The sequence below is a fragment of the Streptomyces finlayi genome (assembly GCF_014216315.1).
Taxonomy (GTDB): Bacteria; Actinomycetota; Actinomycetes; order Streptomycetales; family Streptomycetaceae; genus Streptomyces; species Streptomyces finlayi_A.
The window spans coordinates 473,165-489,084 of record NZ_CP045702.1; the positions used below are offsets into that span (position 1 = coordinate 473,165).

Here is a 15,920-nt window from a genome sequence, read left to right on the forward strand (position 1 = left end):
ATCTCAGCTACCAAACCCGCAGCTCAACCGACCCCGGAACCCGGCGCGTCACCCGCACCATCGTGCTCCACACACTGACACCCGACCCGATCTAACTCATGGCCATTGCGGGCAGGCCCGCGTCCGTGACCCAGCGGAACCACATGTCGTTGACGAAATTGAGGGTGCCTGGCGGCATTTCGACGACCATGGGTCCCTCGGTCAGGTCGAGGAACGTCACGAAGTAGACGGTGTCCGCGTTTCCGGTCAGCACCAGGCTCTTCGCATCCATGAACTCCGAGCAGATCATGACGTCGTGGTCTCGGATACCCGCATCGAGAAAGCCCTTGCGGAACGCCCACATGTCGACACCGGAATACGCGTTGAGGAATGCGCTGACCGCGTACACATGGTCCAGATGGTCGTAGACGCGATTCGCGGTCTCTTCGGTCGGCATACCGAGTGGGAACTCCAGAGAGCCCAGGTGTGTCTCGACCTGCTCGGGAGTCGAAATCGATTCCATGAACTGTGGTGAGATCCGTGTGGCTTGCTGCAAGGACTCGCTCCTGTCTCGGTTCCCGTGGAAAGGGCGTCTCACCGACCATGATTCCTGCCTGTCGGCGGGACAGCACTTCGCCTGGGCCATTCGAGGGCCTTCGACATCGAGCGGTGTGCCGGTCGGCCTGCGGCGGGGTTCACGGCGAACAGACTGCGGGTGAAACGCCCCCTTCAGACCGACTCGCACTGTTCTCCGCCAGCACGCGACGGGAGGAAGTCGAGGGCGCGACCGGACCGGCCCCGTGAACCACGGCCGACGACCGTCCGTGCCGACCCACCCGGCCGCGTCGCGTGCGGAGTTCCACGTGGGAAGACGCCGGACTCGGACCGGCCGCTCCGTGGCGACACAGAGGGCCGCCGGTCGCACCGGCGAACGCGCCGGAGCAACCGGCCTGCGTCCGGTTTTTGGTATGGACCTGACACCGCATCGCCGCTAGCGTCACCTGCGGCGCTTGGTGAGAGCGCTCTCAGCACGTTCCATCCCCACCTCTGGAGGCCTCGTGAAACGCACGACCCCCCTACGCGCCGCCGCAGCGGCCCTGTTACTGGCCGTCGGACTCGGCGGTGCCCACGCCGGAGCCGCCCACGCCACCCCCGCCGCCGCCCCGCCCCCGGCCTCGGCCGGACTACTGGAAGCCATGAACCAGGACCTCGGACTGACCGCACCGCAGGCACAGGAGCGGCTCCGCGCCGAGAAGGCGGCCGCTGCCGTCGAACAGGCGGCACGGCAGACCGCGGGCGGCGCGTACGGCGGATCGTGGTTCGAACCGGCCACGGGGCGGCTCGTCGTCGCCCTCACCGACCGCGCCGAGGCTGTCGACGTACGCGCGCTGGGCGCCGATACCCGGATCGTCCGCCACAGCGCCGTCGCACTGGACCGTGCCAAGTCCCGGCTGGACGCGCTCCACGCACCCGCGGGCGTGGCCGGCTGGCATGTCGACCCCGAGGCCAACAGCGTTGTCGTCACGGTCGTGCGTGCCGAGCGGAACGCGCCCGCTGTTCGCGCCTTCGTCGAGCAGGCCCGCGTGAAGGGGCCCGTCACCGTGGCCGAAACGGCCGCGGCGCCCCGTACGTACGCGGCGGGCACTGTCGGCGGTGACCCGTACTACACGGGCAACGTCCGCTGCTCGATCGGCTTCTCCGTGCACGGCGGGTTCGTGACGGCCGGTCACTGCGGAGGGGCCGGGGCCGCGGTGCGTGGCTGGGACGGGTCCGCCATGGGTACGTTCCAGGGCTCTTCGTTCCCCGGCAACGACTACGCGTACGTGAGCATCCACAGCGGCTGGTGGACCGTACCGGTCGTCCTCGGCTGGGGCACGGTCCCGGACCGTCTCGTACGCGGCTCCGCCGAGGCCCCGGTCGGCGCCTCGATCTGCCGCTCGGGCTCCACGACGCGCTGGCACTGCGGCACCGTCCTGGCCAAGAACGAGACCGTCAACTACAGCCAGGGCGCCGTCCACCAGATGACGAAGACCAGCGTCTGCGCGGAGGGCGGGGACTCCGGCGGCGCCTTCATCAGCGGTGACCAGGCCCAGGGCGTCACCTCCGGCGGCTGGGGCAACTGCTCCTCCGGCGGCGAGACGTGGTTCCAGCCCGTCAACGAGATCCTCGGCAGGTACGGACTGACCCTCCACACGGCCTGACCGGTCGCCGGTGCACGGCCACGTGTCACGGCCGTGCACCGGGACCCGAGCCGTACCGCCAATCTCATCCATCTCCTCTTCGGTGTGGCGGGCATCGCCATGGCGCGAGCCGCATCCACCGCCCGCACGTTCCTGATCGGCGGCGGTGTGATCTACCTGGCCCTGTGGGTGTACGGCCTCGTCATCGACCAGGACAGCGGCGCCAACTTCGTCCCGTTGAACAACGCGGACAACTGGCTGCACCTGGTACTGGGCCTCGCCATGACCGCCCTGGGCATCAATGCTGACCCGCCGCGTCCGGCCGACCACCGACCGGTGACCGAGGAGACCTAGGAGACCGAAAGCCGATGTCCGCGTCTCCCACGGAGAGCGTGGCACCTGTGCCGGGTATCCGTGCCGGGTGCACCTGATCGTCGGTGACCTGCCTGCCGCCTGCACCTTCTACTCGTCCGCTCATCCGCGTCCACGGTGGCTCGCCGAATTCATGGTCGACGACGTCGAACGCGCCGTCGTCGCCGCGATCGCGGCGGGCGGCAGCAGACCTCTTCCACCGGTCACCACCTGGTCCTCGCAGGGGTTCTCACGCACCCTGCAGAACCCCGATGGAGGACTGTCACCCACCGCACGGACTGACCGCACCGGCCGGTCCTGTTTCTCCGCGCACCCCTCGCGCCTTCTAAGCCTGCTTCGCAGCGGGAACGCGCCTGCTCACAGCGGAAATCCGCGGTTCCCTCGCCCACGTGGTCATCCATGGGCGGGACGTCCCGTCCACGGCCCCGACCGCCTTCCTTGCCCATCCGGGAGGGCCAGCCGTCTGTCGCGCCCAGATCCGGCCATTTACCGCCTCGACGACGGTCCACACCTCTCCACGGACGCTTCAAACTGCTCACACTTGCTTGAAACTAGCTGCAATCGAGCAGATATTGACATCCTGAGTGCAGTGCGGCACCGTACTGACCACGCAGCCGGCCCGTACGAAGAGTGCCGCTCACGCTTCCGTGGAGAAGACCTGTGCCCCTCACCCCGACCGACGCCGTCACCGGCTCCGCCTACGCCCGCCGGTCAGGTGTCGGTGCCTTCAACGTCGTACAGATCGAGCACGCCGAGGCCATCGTCGCCGGGGCCGAGCGCGCCGGTCTGCCCGTCGTCCTCCAGATCAGCGAGAACACGGTGCTCTACCACGGTGCCCTCGCCCCGATCGGTCTCGCGTCCCTCGCGCTCGCCCGGGCGGCAGGCGTGCCCGTGGCGGTGCATCTCGACCATGCGCAATCGCCCGAGCTGGTGCACGAGGCGGTCCGACTGGGCTTCACCTCCGTCATGTTCGACGCCTCCGAGCTCGCCTACGAGCAGAACGTCGCCGCCACCCGGGAGATCACCGACCACTGCCACCGCGCGGACGTCTGGGTCGAGGCCGAGCTGGGTGAGGTCGGGGGCAAGGACGGCGCCCACGCCCCCGGAGTACGTACCGATCCCGACGAGGCGCGCGCGTTCGTGGCAGCGACGGGCGTCGATGCCCTAGCCGTCGCGGTGGGCAGCTCGCACGCCATGCTCACCAGGGACGCCGTACTCGATTTCGCACTCATCGAGCGCCTCCGGGCAGCGGTCGGCGTTCCGCTGGTGCTGCACGGCTCCTCGGGCGTCGGTGACACGGACCTGGTCAAGGCGGTGGCGGCGGGCATGACGAAGGTGAACATATCCACGCACCTGAACAAGCTGTTCACCCGCACCGTGCGCGAGCAGCTTGCCTCGGCGCCGGATGTCGCCGACCCGCGGAAGTACCTCGGCCCGGCCCGTCAGGCCGTGGAGTCCGAGGTGGCCAGGCTGCTGGACGTACTCGCGGCGCGGTGACGAGGCCGCTCCCTCACGGCTCCCCGTCCTCCACGAACACCAACTGCGCCACGGCGAGCGTCACCTCGCCGGTCGCGGTGGGTCCGCCGGCCTACTCCTCCTCGGCCTGCGCCGCCTGCCCCTTGGCGCGCTTGCCGACGACGGCCGCCGCGGCCGCCGCGCTGCCCGCGAAGGCCAGGGCCACCACCCAGGGCCGGTCGAGTACGTGACAGGTCACCTCGTCGAGGGAGTACCGGCCCGGGCCGGTGAGCCCGATCGCCGCGGCGGTGAAGCCGAGGAACGCCGGGTACTCGTATCCGCCGCCCTGCGCGAAGAAGCCCGCCGGAGCGTGCACGGCGACGGCTCCCGCCATGGCGCCGGCAGCGGCGGCGCCCGCCGCGGGTGTCGCGAGGCCGAGGGCGAGCAGGACTCCGCCGCCCGCCTCACCGAGCCCGGCGGCCACCGCGCTGTGCTTGGGCGGATGGAAGCCCATGGCCTCCATGGCGGCCGTGGTCCCCTGGATGCCGCCGCCACCGAACCAGCCGGCCAGCTTCTGTGTGCCGTGGGCGGCGAGGACCGCCCCCGTTCCGACGCGCAGAACGAGCAGGCCGAGGTCTCGCCGGCTGACGCAAACCATGGGTTCTCCCGGAGGTGGGGGACTGACCGGTACCCCTCCACTCTCACCGGACCCGGCCGCCGAGGTGCGGTCCGGCTACGCCGTACGGGCGGCGCGTCCGCCTCCAGTGCGACGTAGGCCATTATGCAACTTGTTGCACAATGCCCGTCGTGTGGTCTACAACTGGCTCGACGACACTGCGCGAGGAGACGCCGGATGAGCCCGTACCCCACTCTGCTGAGCCCGCTGGACCTCGGTTTCACCACCCTCCCCAACCGGGTGCTCATGGGATCGATGCATATCGGTCTGGAGGAGGTGGAGCGCGGTTTCGAGCGCATGGCCGCCTTCTACGCGGCCCGTGCCCGGGGCGGGGTAGGCCTCATGGTGACCGGGGGCATCGCGCCGAGTGCCCGCGCCTGTTCGTTCCCCGGCGGCGCGAAGATGACGACCGAGGCGGAAGCCGACCAGCACCGGCAGGTGACCGATGCCGTGCACGAGGCCGGTGGCCGGATCGCGATGCAGATCCTCCACTTCGGCCGGTACGCCCATCACGCCGACCTGGTCGCACCCAGCGCGCTCAAGGCTCCGATCAGCGGTTTCACCCCGCACGCGCTCACGGACGACGAGGTCGAGGAGACCATCGAGGAGTTCGTCCGGGCAGCCGAACTGGCGCAGCGCGCGGGCTACGACGGTGTCGAGATCATGGGCTCAGAGGGCTACCTGATCAACGAGTTCATCGTCGCCGCCACCAACCGACGCACCGACCGCTGGGGTGGCAGCTACGAGAACCGCATCCGGCTGCCCCTGGAGATCGTGCGCCGCGTCCGCGAGCGCGTCGGCACCGACTTCATCCTCATCTACCGCCTCTCGATGCTGGACCTGGTCCCCGGCGGTTCCACGCTGGAGGAGGTCATCCGGCTGGCCCGCGAGGTGGAGGCGGCCGGCGCCACGATCATCAACACCGGAATCGGCTGGCACGAAGCGCGCATCCCCACCATCGCCACGTCGGTGCCACGCGGCGCCTTCACCTGGGTGACGGAGAAGGTGCGCGGTGCCGTCTCCGTACCTCTGGTGACCAGCAACCGCATCAACACCCCCGAGGTCGCCGAGGAGATCCTGGCGGCCGGCCGCGCGGACATGGTGTCGATGGCCAGGCCGTTCCTCGCCGACCCCGACTTCGTCGCCAAGGCCGCGGCCGGCCGCGCCGACGCGATCAACACCTGCATCGGCTGCAACCAGGCGTGCCTGGACCACATCTTCAGCCTCAAGATCACCTCATGTCTGGTCAATCCGCGCGCCTGTCACGAGACCGAGCTGGTGCTCCTGCCGACCCGGACCCGTAAGAACGTCGCCGTCGTCGGTGCCGGTCCTGCCGGACTGGCCTGTGCGGTCACGGCGTCGGAGCGCGGGCACGCGGTGACGCTGTTCGACCTGGCCGACGAGATCGGCGGCCAGCTCAACGTGGCCCGCCGCGTCCCCGGCAAGGAGGAGTTCAACGAGACCCTGCGCTACTTCCGTACGCGTCTTCGGGAACTGGGCATCGAGGTCAGGCTCGGCACCCGGGCCACGACGGACCTCCTCGAAGGCTTCGACGAGGTCGTCGTAGCGACCGGGGTGGAGCCCCGCTCCCCCGCGATCCCGGGCGTCGAGCACCCGAGTGTGGTCAGCTACCTGGACGTCCTGCGGGACGGGGCGCCGGTCGGCGACCGGGTCGCGATCGTCGGGGCGGGCGGAATCGGATTCGATGTCGCCGAGTTCCTCACGGACGGCGGTGACGCGGCCTCGCTGGACCCGGAGGTGTTCTTCCGGCAGTGGGGCGTCGACACCTCGTACGCGGACCGGGGCGGGCTCCGCGCCCCCGAGCGGCCGAAGCCGCCGCGCACCGTCCACCTCGTCCAGCGCAAGGCGAGCAAGGTCGGCGCCGGTCTCGGCAAGACGACGGGATGGATCCACCGCACCGAACTGCGCCACCGGGGCGTCTCGATGATCGCGGGCGCGTCCTACGACCTCATCGACGACGAGGGTCTCCACCTGACCGTGGACGGCGAACAGCACGTGCTGGCCGTGGACACCGTGGTCCTGTGCGCCGGTCAGGAACCGCGTCGCGGCCTGTACGAGGAACTGGTCGCCGCAGGACGCCCGGTGCACCTCATCGGCGGCGCGGACGTGGCGGCCGAACTGGACGCCAAGCGGGCAATCCGCCAGGGCACGGAGCTCGCGGCGGCCCTGTGACCGGACGGGCCCGCCTCTCCCTAGGATGCACTCCATGTCACTCCCGCACGCGATCCTCACCGCCCTGCTCGAAAAGCCCTCGTCGGGGCTTGAGCTGACGCGCAGGTTCGACCGGTCGATCGGTTACTTCTGGTCGTCCACGCATCAGCAGATCTATCGCGAGCTGGGAAAGCTGGAGCAGTCCGGGCAGATCCGGGCCCTGCGGCCGGCTCAGCCGGCCCGTGGGCAGAAGAAGGAGTACGAGGTCCTGCCCGCGGGCCGCGAGGAGTTGGCGGCCTGGGTCGCCCTCCCCGAGGACCCCCGGCCGGTCCGCGATCCTCTGCTGCTGCGCATGCGGGCGGCAGCGGTGGTCGGGGCCGAGGGCCTCGGGGCGGAGCTGCGCCGCCATCTCGCGCTGCACCGGCACCAGCTGGAGGAGTATCTGCGGATCGAGGAGCGGGACTTCCCGCCCGAGCGGACCGCCGACGAGGACCGGCTGCGACATCTGGTGCTGCGCGGCGGAATCGATATGGAGACTTTCTGGATCGGCTGGCTGACCAGAGCCCTCGCCGACGAGCCGGTGCTCTCGCCGGAAGGCGGTACGCCGGAAGGCGGTTAGGCGCCGCCCACCGAAGAGCTCACCGGCTCGGCGGCCAGCGGTTGCCGGTCCACGGTGCGGGGGCTGGCGATGATCACCCTCGACTGGGTGGGAGCGGGCGGTGACGCGGTGACCCCCGGGGCCGGGGCCGGGTCCGAGGCCGGGGCGGAAACGGCGGCCTCCGCGGTGGCCCGGCTGAGCAGGATCACCCCGCGTACGGCGGCGGCCGAGCCGAGCAGGGCCGGAATCAGGCTGATCGCACCGCCCTGTAGCCGCTCCCCCAGCAGGGTCATGCCGACGGCGGCCGCAGCCACCGGATTGGCCAGCGTGACGACGGCCAGCGGGGCGCCGAGGCCGCTCCGGAACGCGGTCTGGGCCAGCAGCAGACCGCCCATCGCGAAGACCGAGACGAACAGTGCGACCGTCACCAGCCGCCAGCTGATGAGCGGCCCCGCCGTGTGATCCGTGACCGCCACGGTGAGGGTCTGGGTGAGCGCCGAAGCGACCCCCGAGGTGATCCCGGCCGCCGTGGCGTGCCGCAGGCCGGGCCGGGTGCCGGGCCTGCCGAGTACGGCGACGATCACCATCGTCGCCGTACCCACGCCGAGTGCCTCCGGCAGCGTCAGGGTCTGGCGCGCGCCGCCACCGCCCGCGGCGAGCAGCAGCGCGCCGAGGCCGAGCAGCGTGAGGACCGTACCGCGCCATTCGGTCCGGGTGACGCGTCGCCCGGCGGCCCGTGCGCCGAGCGGAACCGCGGCGACGAGTGTGAGCGCACCGAGCGGCTGCACGAGCGTCAGCGGACCGTACTTCAGCGCGACGACATGCAGCAGGGCGCCGCCGGCGTTCAGAGCGACGGCTGACCACCAGGCACCCCGGCCCAGCATGCGCAGCACGCCGTCGGCCGGGGCGGTGCGTCCGGCCAGCCGTGCCTGCGCCACGGCGGCCAGCGCGTAGGCGGCGGCGGAGACGAGGGACAGTCCGACCGCGATGAGCGTGGCGTTCATCGAGGGCCTCCGGACCGGGCGAGCGCTGTCGCCCCATGGCGCGCCGACGCACCGGCCCCGGCCGTTCCCGCCGCAGCCTGCGCGGAAACCCCGGACGCCGTGACGGCGGTGGAGGGCCACGGGATGTGGGCCCCGGCCGGAGTGGCTCGCGGCAGCCGGAGTGCGGCGAAGGCTACGGCGAGCAGGGCCGATACGACGAGGGCATCGAGCCAGTAGTGGTTGGCGGTGCCCACGATGACGAACAGCGTGATGGCGGGATGCAGCAGCCACAGGTGGCGCCACCGGGAACGGGTGGCGGCGATCAGTCCGACGGCGACCATCACGGCCCAGCCGAAGTGCAGCGAGGGCATCGCGGCGAACTGGTTGGCCATGGAGTCGGTCGCGGGCGTGGCTCCGTACACCGTCGGGCCGTACACCTGGCCGGTGTCGACGAGGGCGGCGGCGTCCAGCATCCGGGGCGGGGCGAGCGGAAACAGCAGGTGGAGCGCGAGCGCGGCACCGGTGAGCACGGCAAGGACGCGGCGCGACCAGACGTAATGACGCGGGCGGCGCCAGTACAGCCACACCAGGAACAGCAGCGTGGCGGGGAAGTGGACCGTCGCGTAGTAGGCGTTCGCCGCACGGACCAGTCCGTCGCCGTGCAGCAGCAGACCCTGCACCGCTCCTTCGCCCGGGAGACGCACGAGGCGCTCGAGGTCCCAGACGTGCCCGGCGTTGCGGAACGCTTCCTCGACATGCCCGTTCGCGCCGTGGCGGCCGAGCTTGTAGACGACGAAGAGTCCTACGACGAGAAGAAGCTCGCGGAAGAGGGGCGGTCGGGCAGAAGTGTCCGGCTCCCGTGTCGCAGGCTCGCTGCGGGCGCGTATCACCCGGTGCCCCTTTGCTGACGAAGCGCTGTTACGGCGGCACGCTCCCCCGTTCATGCCGAATCGATACGCCAGCGTACCGATACGTTCGCGTATCGGTACACCACCGTATCGGTACACTGACGTATCGAAGGATCTCGTCGCACGGACGCTGAGAGGGAAAGCACATGCCGTCGCACGACACCGCACAGGAGCCAGCAGCCACATCCCGCCGATCGAAGATCACGCCGGAGCGAGCGCAGGAGCTGTACGCGGCGGTGCTGGATCTCATCCGGGAGAGCGGCTACGAGGCGCTGACCATGGAGGGGGTCGCCTCGCGGACCCGGTGCGGGAAGTCGACGCTCTACCGGCAGTGGGGTTCCAAGCCCGAGCTGGTCGTGGCCGCCCTGCACGGCACCAGGCGCATGCTGCTTCCGCCCATCGACACGGGCTCCCTCGTCGGCGACCTGCGGGAAGCCGCTCGAGCCATCGGCGCGGCCTCGGGTCATGACACCCCGCTGTCGCACGCGCTGAGCCACGCCGCCCTGCAGAGCCCCGAACTGCTGTGCGCCCTGCGCCAAGCGCTGATCCTGCCGCAGATCGCCGCGATCGAGGAGATGGTCGAACGCGGCCGTGCTCGCGGCGAGATCGCCGCCGACTCCCCTGCGGCAGAGTTCGTGGCGGCGCAGCTCCTGGGGGTCATGCGTGCCCGGCCCCTACTGGAGGGCCGGTACGCCGATGAGGCGTATCTCACCCGCTTCGTGGAGAGCTCAGTCCTTCCCGCCCTGGGGATCGACGCCGAGGAGAGCGAGAAGTCCCCGCCCGGGGCCTGATGAACGTGGGTCGTCGCCCCCGGCGGAGGACGACGGCCCGCCCGCGCCGCACCGTGGGGACGGAAGCGGCGCACCGTCCGGCCGGCCGGTGGCCTCGATCGAGGCCACCGGCCGACCGCGCTTCCCCCGCATCGCACCCCCTCCCCAACCAAACAAACAGTTGGTAGATTCGTCGGCCGGGCAGCCCCCTACCCCGAGGCAGAGGCGGATCATGGACTTCGGCAACCCGATCGACTTCACCGGGCGCGCGGTCATCGTGACCGGCGGAACCAAGGGCATCGGCGCGGCCGTCGCCGGGGCCTTTCTCGCCGCGGGCGCGGAGGTCCTCGTATGCGGCCGGAACACGCCGGACACCCTGCCCGGCGGGGACGGGCGGCAGTGCGCGTTCCGGGCGACGGACGTGCGCGACCCGGAGGCGGCGGCGGCGCTCGTGGACGCGGCCCTCGCCCGGTTCGGCAGGCTGGACGTACTGGTCAACAACGCCGGCGGGGCGCCGGCCGCGGACGCGGCGACCGCATCGCCGCGCTTCGTCGAGAAGATCGTCGCCCTCAACCTGCTCGCCCCGTTCTACGTGGCGCAGGCCGCTAACCGGGTCATGCAGAGCCAGGACGGCGGCGGCTGCGTGATCAACATCGGCAGCGTCGCCGCCCGCACCCCACAGCCCGGTACCGCCGCCTACACGGCCGCCAAGGCGGGTCTGCTGGGCCTGACCCGGGCCCTGGCCCTGGAGTGGGCCCCCCGGGTGCGGGTCAACCACATCACCACGGGCCTCATCCGGACCGAGAGCGCGGCGGGCGTGTACGGGGAGGACGGCGGAGCGGCCGTGGCGGCCGTCGTTCCGATGCGACGGATGGCGGTGCCCGATGACGTCGCGCGGGCCTGCCTGTACCTGGCGAGCAGCCTCTCGGCCTACGTCAGCGGTGCCGATCTGGCGGTGCACGGGGGCGGCGAGATCCCCGCCCGCCACCTGGTGGCCGACGCCACCCGACCTCCCTTTTCGTCCTCTTGACGACATGAACGCGTCCCGTTATCGTCTACCTGACGACAACAGAGGGAGCGGAAATCGGATGGCCGACATCACCAGGCGCTTCGGCTGGCGCCACCTGCGCTCCGCGCCGACCGCGCACATCCGCCACCACAAGCGTGGCCGGCTCAGCCACGACGGCACCGGGCTCAGCTTCTGGTACCGGTCGCTGACCGCGGCACTCTCCGAGGTGCCCGTCGACGACCGGGAGCTCGCCATGGCCTTCCACGCCCGCACGGCCGACTTCCAGGACGTCACCGTGCAGGCCACCGTGACCTACCGGATCAGCGACCCCGCCGGAGCGGCGGCCCGGCTGGACTTCTCCGTGGACCCGGACACCGGCGCGTGGCGCAGTGCGCCGCTGGAGCAGATCGGCACCCTGCTCACGGAGACCGCACAGCAGCACACGCTCGACGCCCTGGCCCGTACACCGCTGGCCGCCGCACTCGTCGACGGCGTCGCGGCGGTACGGAAACGGGTCGCCGCCGGCCTCGCCGCCGAGCCCCGCCTGCCCGACACCGGCATCGACGTGGTCGCCGTGCGCGTGGTGGCCATCCGTCCCGAGGCGGAGGTCGAGCGGGCACTGCGGACCCCGGCCCGCGAACAGATCCAGCAGGAGGCCGACCGGGCCACCTACGAGCGCCGGGCCGTCGCGGTCGAGCGCGAACGGGCCATCGCCGAGAACGAGCTCGCCAGCCAGATCGAACTGGCCCGCCGGGAAGAGCGGTTGGTGGACCAACGCGGTATCAACGCACGACGGGAGGCCGAGGAGAAGGCGGCGGCGGACGGGGTACGCACGGAGGCCGAGGCAGCCCGCAAGGTGCGCCTCACCCGCGCGGACGCGGAGGCGGCCCGCGATATCGGTGCGGCCCGAGCCGAGGCGCAGGCCGCCTGGCTGCGCGTGCACGCGGATGTCGACCCCGCCACCCTGCACGCCCTGGCAGCGACCCGGCTGGCGGAGAACCTGCCACGCATCGACAGCCTCACCCTCTCCCCCGACATCCTCACCGGCCTGCTCGCGAAGCTCGGCCGCCCGGAGCCCGGGACCCGGGCGTGAGCCTGGCGCCTCGGGCCGTGCTCGTCCACCGCACCACGGAGTACGAGGAGTTGCTGGCCCGGCACGGCACACACGGCCAGGCCGCCTTCTTCCTGTCCGCGCGCGGCCGGTCCATCGAGGAAGTGACCCTGCGCCACCACCGCACCCAGCAGGCGCTCACGGACGTGTCGGCGGCCGTCCCGCTCCAGTGGCGGCGGTCGCGGGTGGAGCGCAAGGATCTCGACCGATTCCTCTTCGGCCCCGAGGACGTGGTGATCGTGGTCGGCCAGGACGGGCTGGTCGCCAACGCGGCCAAGTACCTGTCCGGCCAGCCGGTGGTGGGGATCGACACCGATCCCGGCCGCAATCCGGGAGTTCTCGTACGCCACCGTGTGCGGGATGCCGCGGCCCTGCTCCGGTCGGCGGCGGCCCCGGGCGCCCAGGTGGACTCGCTCACCATGGTCGAGGCGGTGGCCGACGACACCCAGCGGCTGATCGCGCTGAACGAGATCTACCTCGGGCCGCCCGGCCACCAGACCGCCCGCTACCGTCTGGCCTCCGACGGTGCCCCGCGCGCCGGGGAGGCCCAGGCCTCGTCGGGCGTCCTGGTCGGCACCGGTACGGGCGCGACGGGCTGGCTCCGCTCGCTCTGGCTGGAACGCGGCAGCGAACTGAGCCTGCCGGCCCCCTCGGATCCCCGGCTCCTCTGGTTCGTGCGCGAGGCGTGGCCCTCGCCCGCGACCGGCACCTCGCTCGTTGCGGGGGAACTGGAGCGCGGGCAGGGACTGGAACTGACCGTCGAGTCGGACCGGCTGGTGGTCTTCGGCGACGGGATGGAGGCCGACGCACTGGAGCTGACCTGGGGCCAGACGGTCCGCCTCGGCATCTGCACCACATCGCTGCGCCTCGCCGTCTGAGCCGCCACCCCGGGCCGGGGGGACCCTGAGCGGCCGACAGCGTGTCAGGACCTGGGCGCTCCGAGGAACTGGGCGGCCGTCGCGAAGCGGTGCTCCGTCGGCTTCAGCACTTCGTAGAAGTAGCCGAGCACACCGTGTTCGCCGTCCCCGTGAGCACCGCCGACAGGAAGTCGAGGCACCCCACGTCATGGTGCTCCCGCAGCGGGCCCTGCCCCTCGTTGTAGAGCACGGTCCACTCGTCGGGGTGCTGACCGGGCCGCACCAGCCAGTAGAGGAAGGCCCCCGAACCCTCCTCGCATCCCCACGGCAGGATGCGAGCCCCCACCTCCCGGAGTCCCTCCAGAACCCCGTACCGTTCCGTCGCCTGCGCGCGCAGATCGCACTTGGTGTAGGCGGAGCCCGGTACGAGCAGCCAGACCGTCTCGTCGAAGACGCCGTCGCCGTACGCTTCGACGAGCCGCTTGTAGTCGGCGGGCAGAGCCGTATCGACGCTGCGTTCGGCCCGCGCCCAGTCCACCGCGGGTGGCGGATCGGCCGGCGGCGGACAGAGACGAGTGAGAGCACCGAAGGCATCGTGGGCGGTCGTGCACGGCAGGCCGCCGGCAGCGAGGGCGAGGGCGGCACCAGCCATGTGACGGACCTGGCGAGGCTCGCCCAGCTCAAGGACAAGGGTGACCTGACTCCGGAGGAGTACGAGAAGGCGAAGGCGAAGCTGCTCGTCTGACCCCTTCCGTACGACGAGGGGCCGTGCCGGGTGTGATCCGGTACGGCCTCTCGCTGTACGGGCGCCTCGCGACCCCCGCCGGAACCTGCGGGGTCAACCGTTCGCGCAGAGAGCGCTGTTGAGGCTGAACGCGGCCGGAACACCGTTCGCACCCGTGGAGGAGCCGCTCATCCCGAAGCTCACCGTGCCACCGGCGGGGATGGTCTCGGTCCACGACTCGTTCGTCGCGCGCAGCTGCCTGCCGTCCTGGACGACCTTCGCGTTCCAGGAAGAGGTGAGCGTCTGGCTCCCCGGGAAGGCGAAGTCGAGCCGCCAGCCCTTGATCGCTTCCGTTCCGGTGTTGCGGATGGTGACGTCGGCGTTGAACACGTGGCCCCAGTCACTGAGGCGGTAGGTGACCGCGCACTTCCCGGTGGCGGGTCCCGCTTGGGTGGTGACACGCACAGACGCGGAGCGCGGGGAGCGGTTGCCGGCCGCGTCACGCGCGTACACGGCGAAGGTGTGGCCGGTGGCGGAGGCCAGGCCACTGAGACCGGCGTTCGTGGTGGTCGTGGTGGTGACGCGGGACTCCTGGGTGCCGTCCACCCGTACGACGTCGTAGGCCGTGACACCGGTGTTGTCCGTAGCCGCTGCCCAGCTGAGGCGGACGCTGTCGGACGTCACGTCGGACGCGGACGGGGCACCGGGCGCTGTGGGTGCCTGGGTGTCTCCGGTGGCCGCCCCGAAGACGCTCGCCTCGTCAGAGGTCTGCTTGATGCCGTCGGAACCGTTGAAGACGCGCTGGCCCCAGGGGGACAGCCGGCTCGCGTCGAAGCCGGTGGCCATGTCGAGGTATTCGACGCCGCCGCCGTTGCCGCTCCAGGACCATCCGAGGTAGCCGAGACCGAGCTGTTCGGTGGTGGCGAGGATCGCGTCCTCGTCCGGATTGCCGTCGGAGTGCGCGTCACCGAACTCGCCCACGACGATGGGCAGGCCGCGCGACACGAACCGGTTCAGGTAATCGCTGACTTCGGGCGCGGCGTCGAAGACGCCGTACATGTGAATGGAGAAGACGGTGTTCCGCCTCGGGTCCGCGGCGAACACACTCGGCGCGTTGTCGCGCATGGTGAACGACCAGTCCTGGCCCCAGTTCGGTGCGTCCGCCATGAGCGTGTGCTCGAATCCGGCGGTACGCATGCGCCCGATCGCACGCGAGGTGTCGGCGGTCCAGGCGGCATATCCGGAGTTTCCGTGCGGCTCGTTCCCGAGGTTCAGGATGACGTACTTCTCCTGCCCCTTCACCGCCTCCTGGACATCCACCCAGTAGTCGACCGCCCGGTCCAGGGAGACCGCTCCGTCCTGCTCGCCGTAGCCCGTGGTGTCGTGGGCTTCCAGGACGCAGATCAGTCGGTTCGCCCGGCACTGCGCGACGACGGCCTTGACGTCGGCCGCGCCGTTCTTCGTCCAGCGGTCGCCCGTACTCAGCACGACACGGACGGAGTTGGCGCCCAGCGCCTTGACGTCGGCCAGCGCCCGCTCGGTACGCCCCGGATACCAGGCGTGGGCGTGGTTCACGCCCCTGAGGACGAAGTCGTTGCCGTTCGCGTCCAGCAGCCTGCCGGCACTGACATGGAACCCCGCAGCCGCTTCCACGGCCTGCGCGGCGGGTGGGGCGGCGAACATCGAGGCGGCGACGGCCAGCAGCGCTCCCGCCGCGGTGGCCAGCTTCTTTCTCATCCCTGCTCCCAACTCGGTGCGCGCACGGCCGGACCGAAGGCGCGGGCGTGCGGGCATTTCCTGTATGGAGGGTGCTGTACTCCCCGGCACCCGCGGAGAAGACCTTGTCCGAATGAGACAAGAGCCGGGTTGATTCCCGCTGTTCGGCCTGTTCAGCCATGGAATGCGGCTCACGCCGAGCATCGGGAAGAGCGCCCGCCCGACCGATAGCTGCGCGCATTCACACTCAAGTGGGCTGACTGAAGAGCTGGTTGAATGATCGGCCTGGCGGCTGAGAAAGAGATTATGGGCTTCTCACGAGCCACACAACACTTGGAGCCGAACCGGTTAAGTCACGATGTCGTTCAGCTGTGCGCGCCGGTGTCGACAGGGGCCGGCGACCCGGGTTA

The 15,920-nt window shown here is 71.0% G+C and carries 16 protein-coding genes; 10 read left to right on the top strand and 6 right to left on the bottom strand.

Translation table 11 applies throughout. The annotated features are described in order from the left end of the window. Window positions 1-91 precede the first annotated feature (91 nt). Window positions 92-502, bottom strand: coding sequence for a DUF1254 domain-containing protein (locus tag F0344_RS02360; protein ID WP_258049606.1), 411 nt, complete (start codon window positions 500-502; stop codon window positions 92-94). A 535-nt stretch (window positions 503-1,037) separates the two neighbouring features. Here F0344_RS02360 and F0344_RS02365 point away from each other — a divergent pair. The 3 genes from F0344_RS02365 (at window position 1,038) to F0344_RS02375 (ending at window position 4,028) form a co-directional block, all read left to right on the top strand. Beyond that, complete coding sequence (locus F0344_RS02365) at window positions 1,038-2,180, top strand: S1 family peptidase (protein ID WP_185297180.1); 1,143 nt, start codon at window positions 1,038-1,040, stop codon at window positions 2,178-2,180. 33 nt (window positions 2,181-2,213) lie between these two features. Then, a complete protein-coding gene (locus F0344_RS02370) occupies window positions 2,214-2,513 on the top strand; it encodes a DUF4383 domain-containing protein (RefSeq protein ID WP_258049607.1) in 300 nt (99 codons plus the stop codon). Between the two features lie 678 nt (window positions 2,514-3,191). Next, entirely contained in the window at window positions 3,192-4,028 is an 837-nt protein-coding gene (locus tag F0344_RS02375; RefSeq protein ID WP_185297181.1) for a class II fructose-bisphosphate aldolase, read from the top strand. 91 nt (window positions 4,029-4,119) lie between these two features. On the opposite strand, the gene F0344_RS02380 is transcribed toward F0344_RS02375, so the two are convergent. After that, window positions 4,120-4,644, bottom strand: coding sequence for a DoxX family protein (locus tag F0344_RS02380; protein ID WP_185297182.1), 525 nt, complete (start codon window positions 4,642-4,644; stop codon window positions 4,120-4,122). 195 nt (window positions 4,645-4,839) lie between these two features. Here F0344_RS02380 and F0344_RS02385 point away from each other — a divergent pair, with 195 nt between their 5' ends. Together F0344_RS02385 and F0344_RS02390 are read left to right on the top strand one after the other, a co-directional pair. Further along, complete coding sequence (locus F0344_RS02385) at window positions 4,840-6,855, top strand: NADPH-dependent 2,4-dienoyl-CoA reductase (protein ID WP_185297183.1); 2,016 nt, start codon at window positions 4,840-4,842, stop codon at window positions 6,853-6,855. Window positions 6,856-6,889: 34 nt separating this feature from the next. Further along, window positions 6,890-7,453 (top strand): PadR family transcriptional regulator, encoded by a 564-nt coding sequence (locus tag F0344_RS02390; protein ID WP_185297184.1) that lies wholly within the window; start codon window positions 6,890-6,892, stop codon window positions 7,451-7,453. On the opposite strand, the gene F0344_RS02395 is transcribed toward F0344_RS02390, so the two are convergent. Together F0344_RS02395 and F0344_RS02400 are read right to left on the bottom strand one after the other, a co-directional pair. Further along, window positions 7,450-8,436 carry a hypothetical protein gene (locus tag F0344_RS02395; protein ID WP_185297185.1) on the bottom strand — a complete coding sequence of 329 codons (987 nt, stop codon included), beginning with the start codon at window positions 8,434-8,436 and terminating at the stop codon, window positions 7,450-7,452. The genes F0344_RS02390 and F0344_RS02395 overlap by 4 nt on opposite strands. Next, complete coding sequence (locus F0344_RS02400; RefSeq protein ID WP_185297186.1) at window positions 8,433-9,305, bottom strand: phosphatase PAP2 family protein; 873 nt, start codon at window positions 9,303-9,305, stop codon at window positions 8,433-8,435. The genes F0344_RS02395 and F0344_RS02400 overlap by 4 nt, the downstream gene beginning before the upstream one ends. A gap of 164 nt (window positions 9,306-9,469) precedes the next feature. Here F0344_RS02400 and F0344_RS02405 point away from each other — a divergent pair, with 164 nt between their 5' ends. From F0344_RS02405 to F0344_RS02420, 4 genes are all read left to right on the top strand, one after another. After that, window positions 9,470-10,114: a TetR/AcrR family transcriptional regulator gene (locus F0344_RS02405; protein WP_185297187.1), complete on the top strand. Its 645-nt coding sequence runs from the start codon at window positions 9,470-9,472 to the stop codon at window positions 10,112-10,114. A gap of 211 nt (window positions 10,115-10,325) precedes the next feature. Continuing rightward, window positions 10,326-11,123: an SDR family oxidoreductase gene (locus F0344_RS02410; protein WP_185297188.1), complete on the top strand. Its 798-nt coding sequence runs from the start codon at window positions 10,326-10,328 to the stop codon at window positions 11,121-11,123. A 58-nt stretch (window positions 11,124-11,181) separates the two neighbouring features. Next, window positions 11,182-12,195, top strand: coding sequence for an SPFH domain-containing protein (locus F0344_RS02415; protein ID WP_185297189.1), 1,014 nt, complete (start codon window positions 11,182-11,184; stop codon window positions 12,193-12,195). Beyond that, window positions 12,192-13,091, top strand: a complete 900-nt coding sequence (locus F0344_RS02420; protein ID WP_185297190.1) for an NAD(+)/NADH kinase — start codon at window positions 12,192-12,194, stop codon at window positions 13,089-13,091. Before F0344_RS02415 ends, F0344_RS02420 begins: the two co-directional genes overlap by 4 nt. Window positions 13,092-13,194: 103 nt before the next feature. Here F0344_RS02420 and F0344_RS02425 read toward each other — a convergent pair whose 3' ends face one another. Beyond that, complete coding sequence (locus F0344_RS02425) at window positions 13,195-13,608, bottom strand: hypothetical protein (protein WP_185303021.1); 414 nt, start codon at window positions 13,606-13,608, stop codon at window positions 13,195-13,197. Between the two features lie 57 nt (window positions 13,609-13,665). On the opposite strand from F0344_RS02425, the gene F0344_RS35355 reads away from it, so the two are divergent. Beyond that, window positions 13,666-13,815 (top strand): SHOCT domain-containing protein, encoded by a 150-nt coding sequence (locus F0344_RS35355; protein ID WP_374940054.1) that lies wholly within the window; start codon window positions 13,666-13,668, stop codon window positions 13,813-13,815. A gap of 93 nt (window positions 13,816-13,908) precedes the next feature. Here the strand turns inward: F0344_RS35355 and F0344_RS02435 are convergent, their stop codons facing one another. Next, a complete protein-coding gene (locus tag F0344_RS02435; RefSeq protein WP_185297191.1) occupies window positions 13,909-15,531 on the bottom strand; it encodes a cellulase family glycosylhydrolase in 1,623 nt (540 codons plus the stop codon). Between the last annotated feature and the right edge of the window lie 389 nt (window positions 15,532-15,920).

Coding starts and splice junctions, on each gene's coding strand:
- F0344_RS02360 (WP_258049606.1), bottom strand. CDS start 502: ATGGAATCGATTTCGACTCCCGAGCAGGTCGAGACACACCTGGGCTCT.
- F0344_RS02380 (WP_185297182.1), bottom strand. CDS start 4,644: ATGGTTTGCGTCAGCCGGCGAGACCTCGGCCTGCTCGTTCTGCGCGTC.
- F0344_RS02385 (WP_185297183.1), top strand. CDS start 4,840: ATGAGCCCGTACCCCACTCTGCTGAGCCCGCTGGACCTCGGTTTCACC.
- F0344_RS02390 (WP_185297184.1), top strand. CDS start 6,890: ATGTCACTCCCGCACGCGATCCTCACCGCCCTGCTCGAAAAGCCCTCG.
- F0344_RS02395 (WP_185297185.1), bottom strand. CDS start 8,436: ATGAACGCCACGCTCATCGCGGTCGGACTGTCCCTCGTCTCCGCCGCC.
- F0344_RS02405 (WP_185297187.1), top strand. CDS start 9,470: ATGCCGTCGCACGACACCGCACAGGAGCCAGCAGCCACATCCCGCCGA.
- F0344_RS02410 (WP_185297188.1), top strand. CDS start 10,326: ATGGACTTCGGCAACCCGATCGACTTCACCGGGCGCGCGGTCATCGTG.
- F0344_RS02415 (WP_185297189.1), top strand. CDS start 11,182: ATGGCCGACATCACCAGGCGCTTCGGCTGGCGCCACCTGCGCTCCGCG.
- F0344_RS02435 (WP_185297191.1), bottom strand. CDS start 15,531: ATGAGAAAGAAGCTGGCCACCGCGGCGGGAGCGCTGCTGGCCGTCGCC.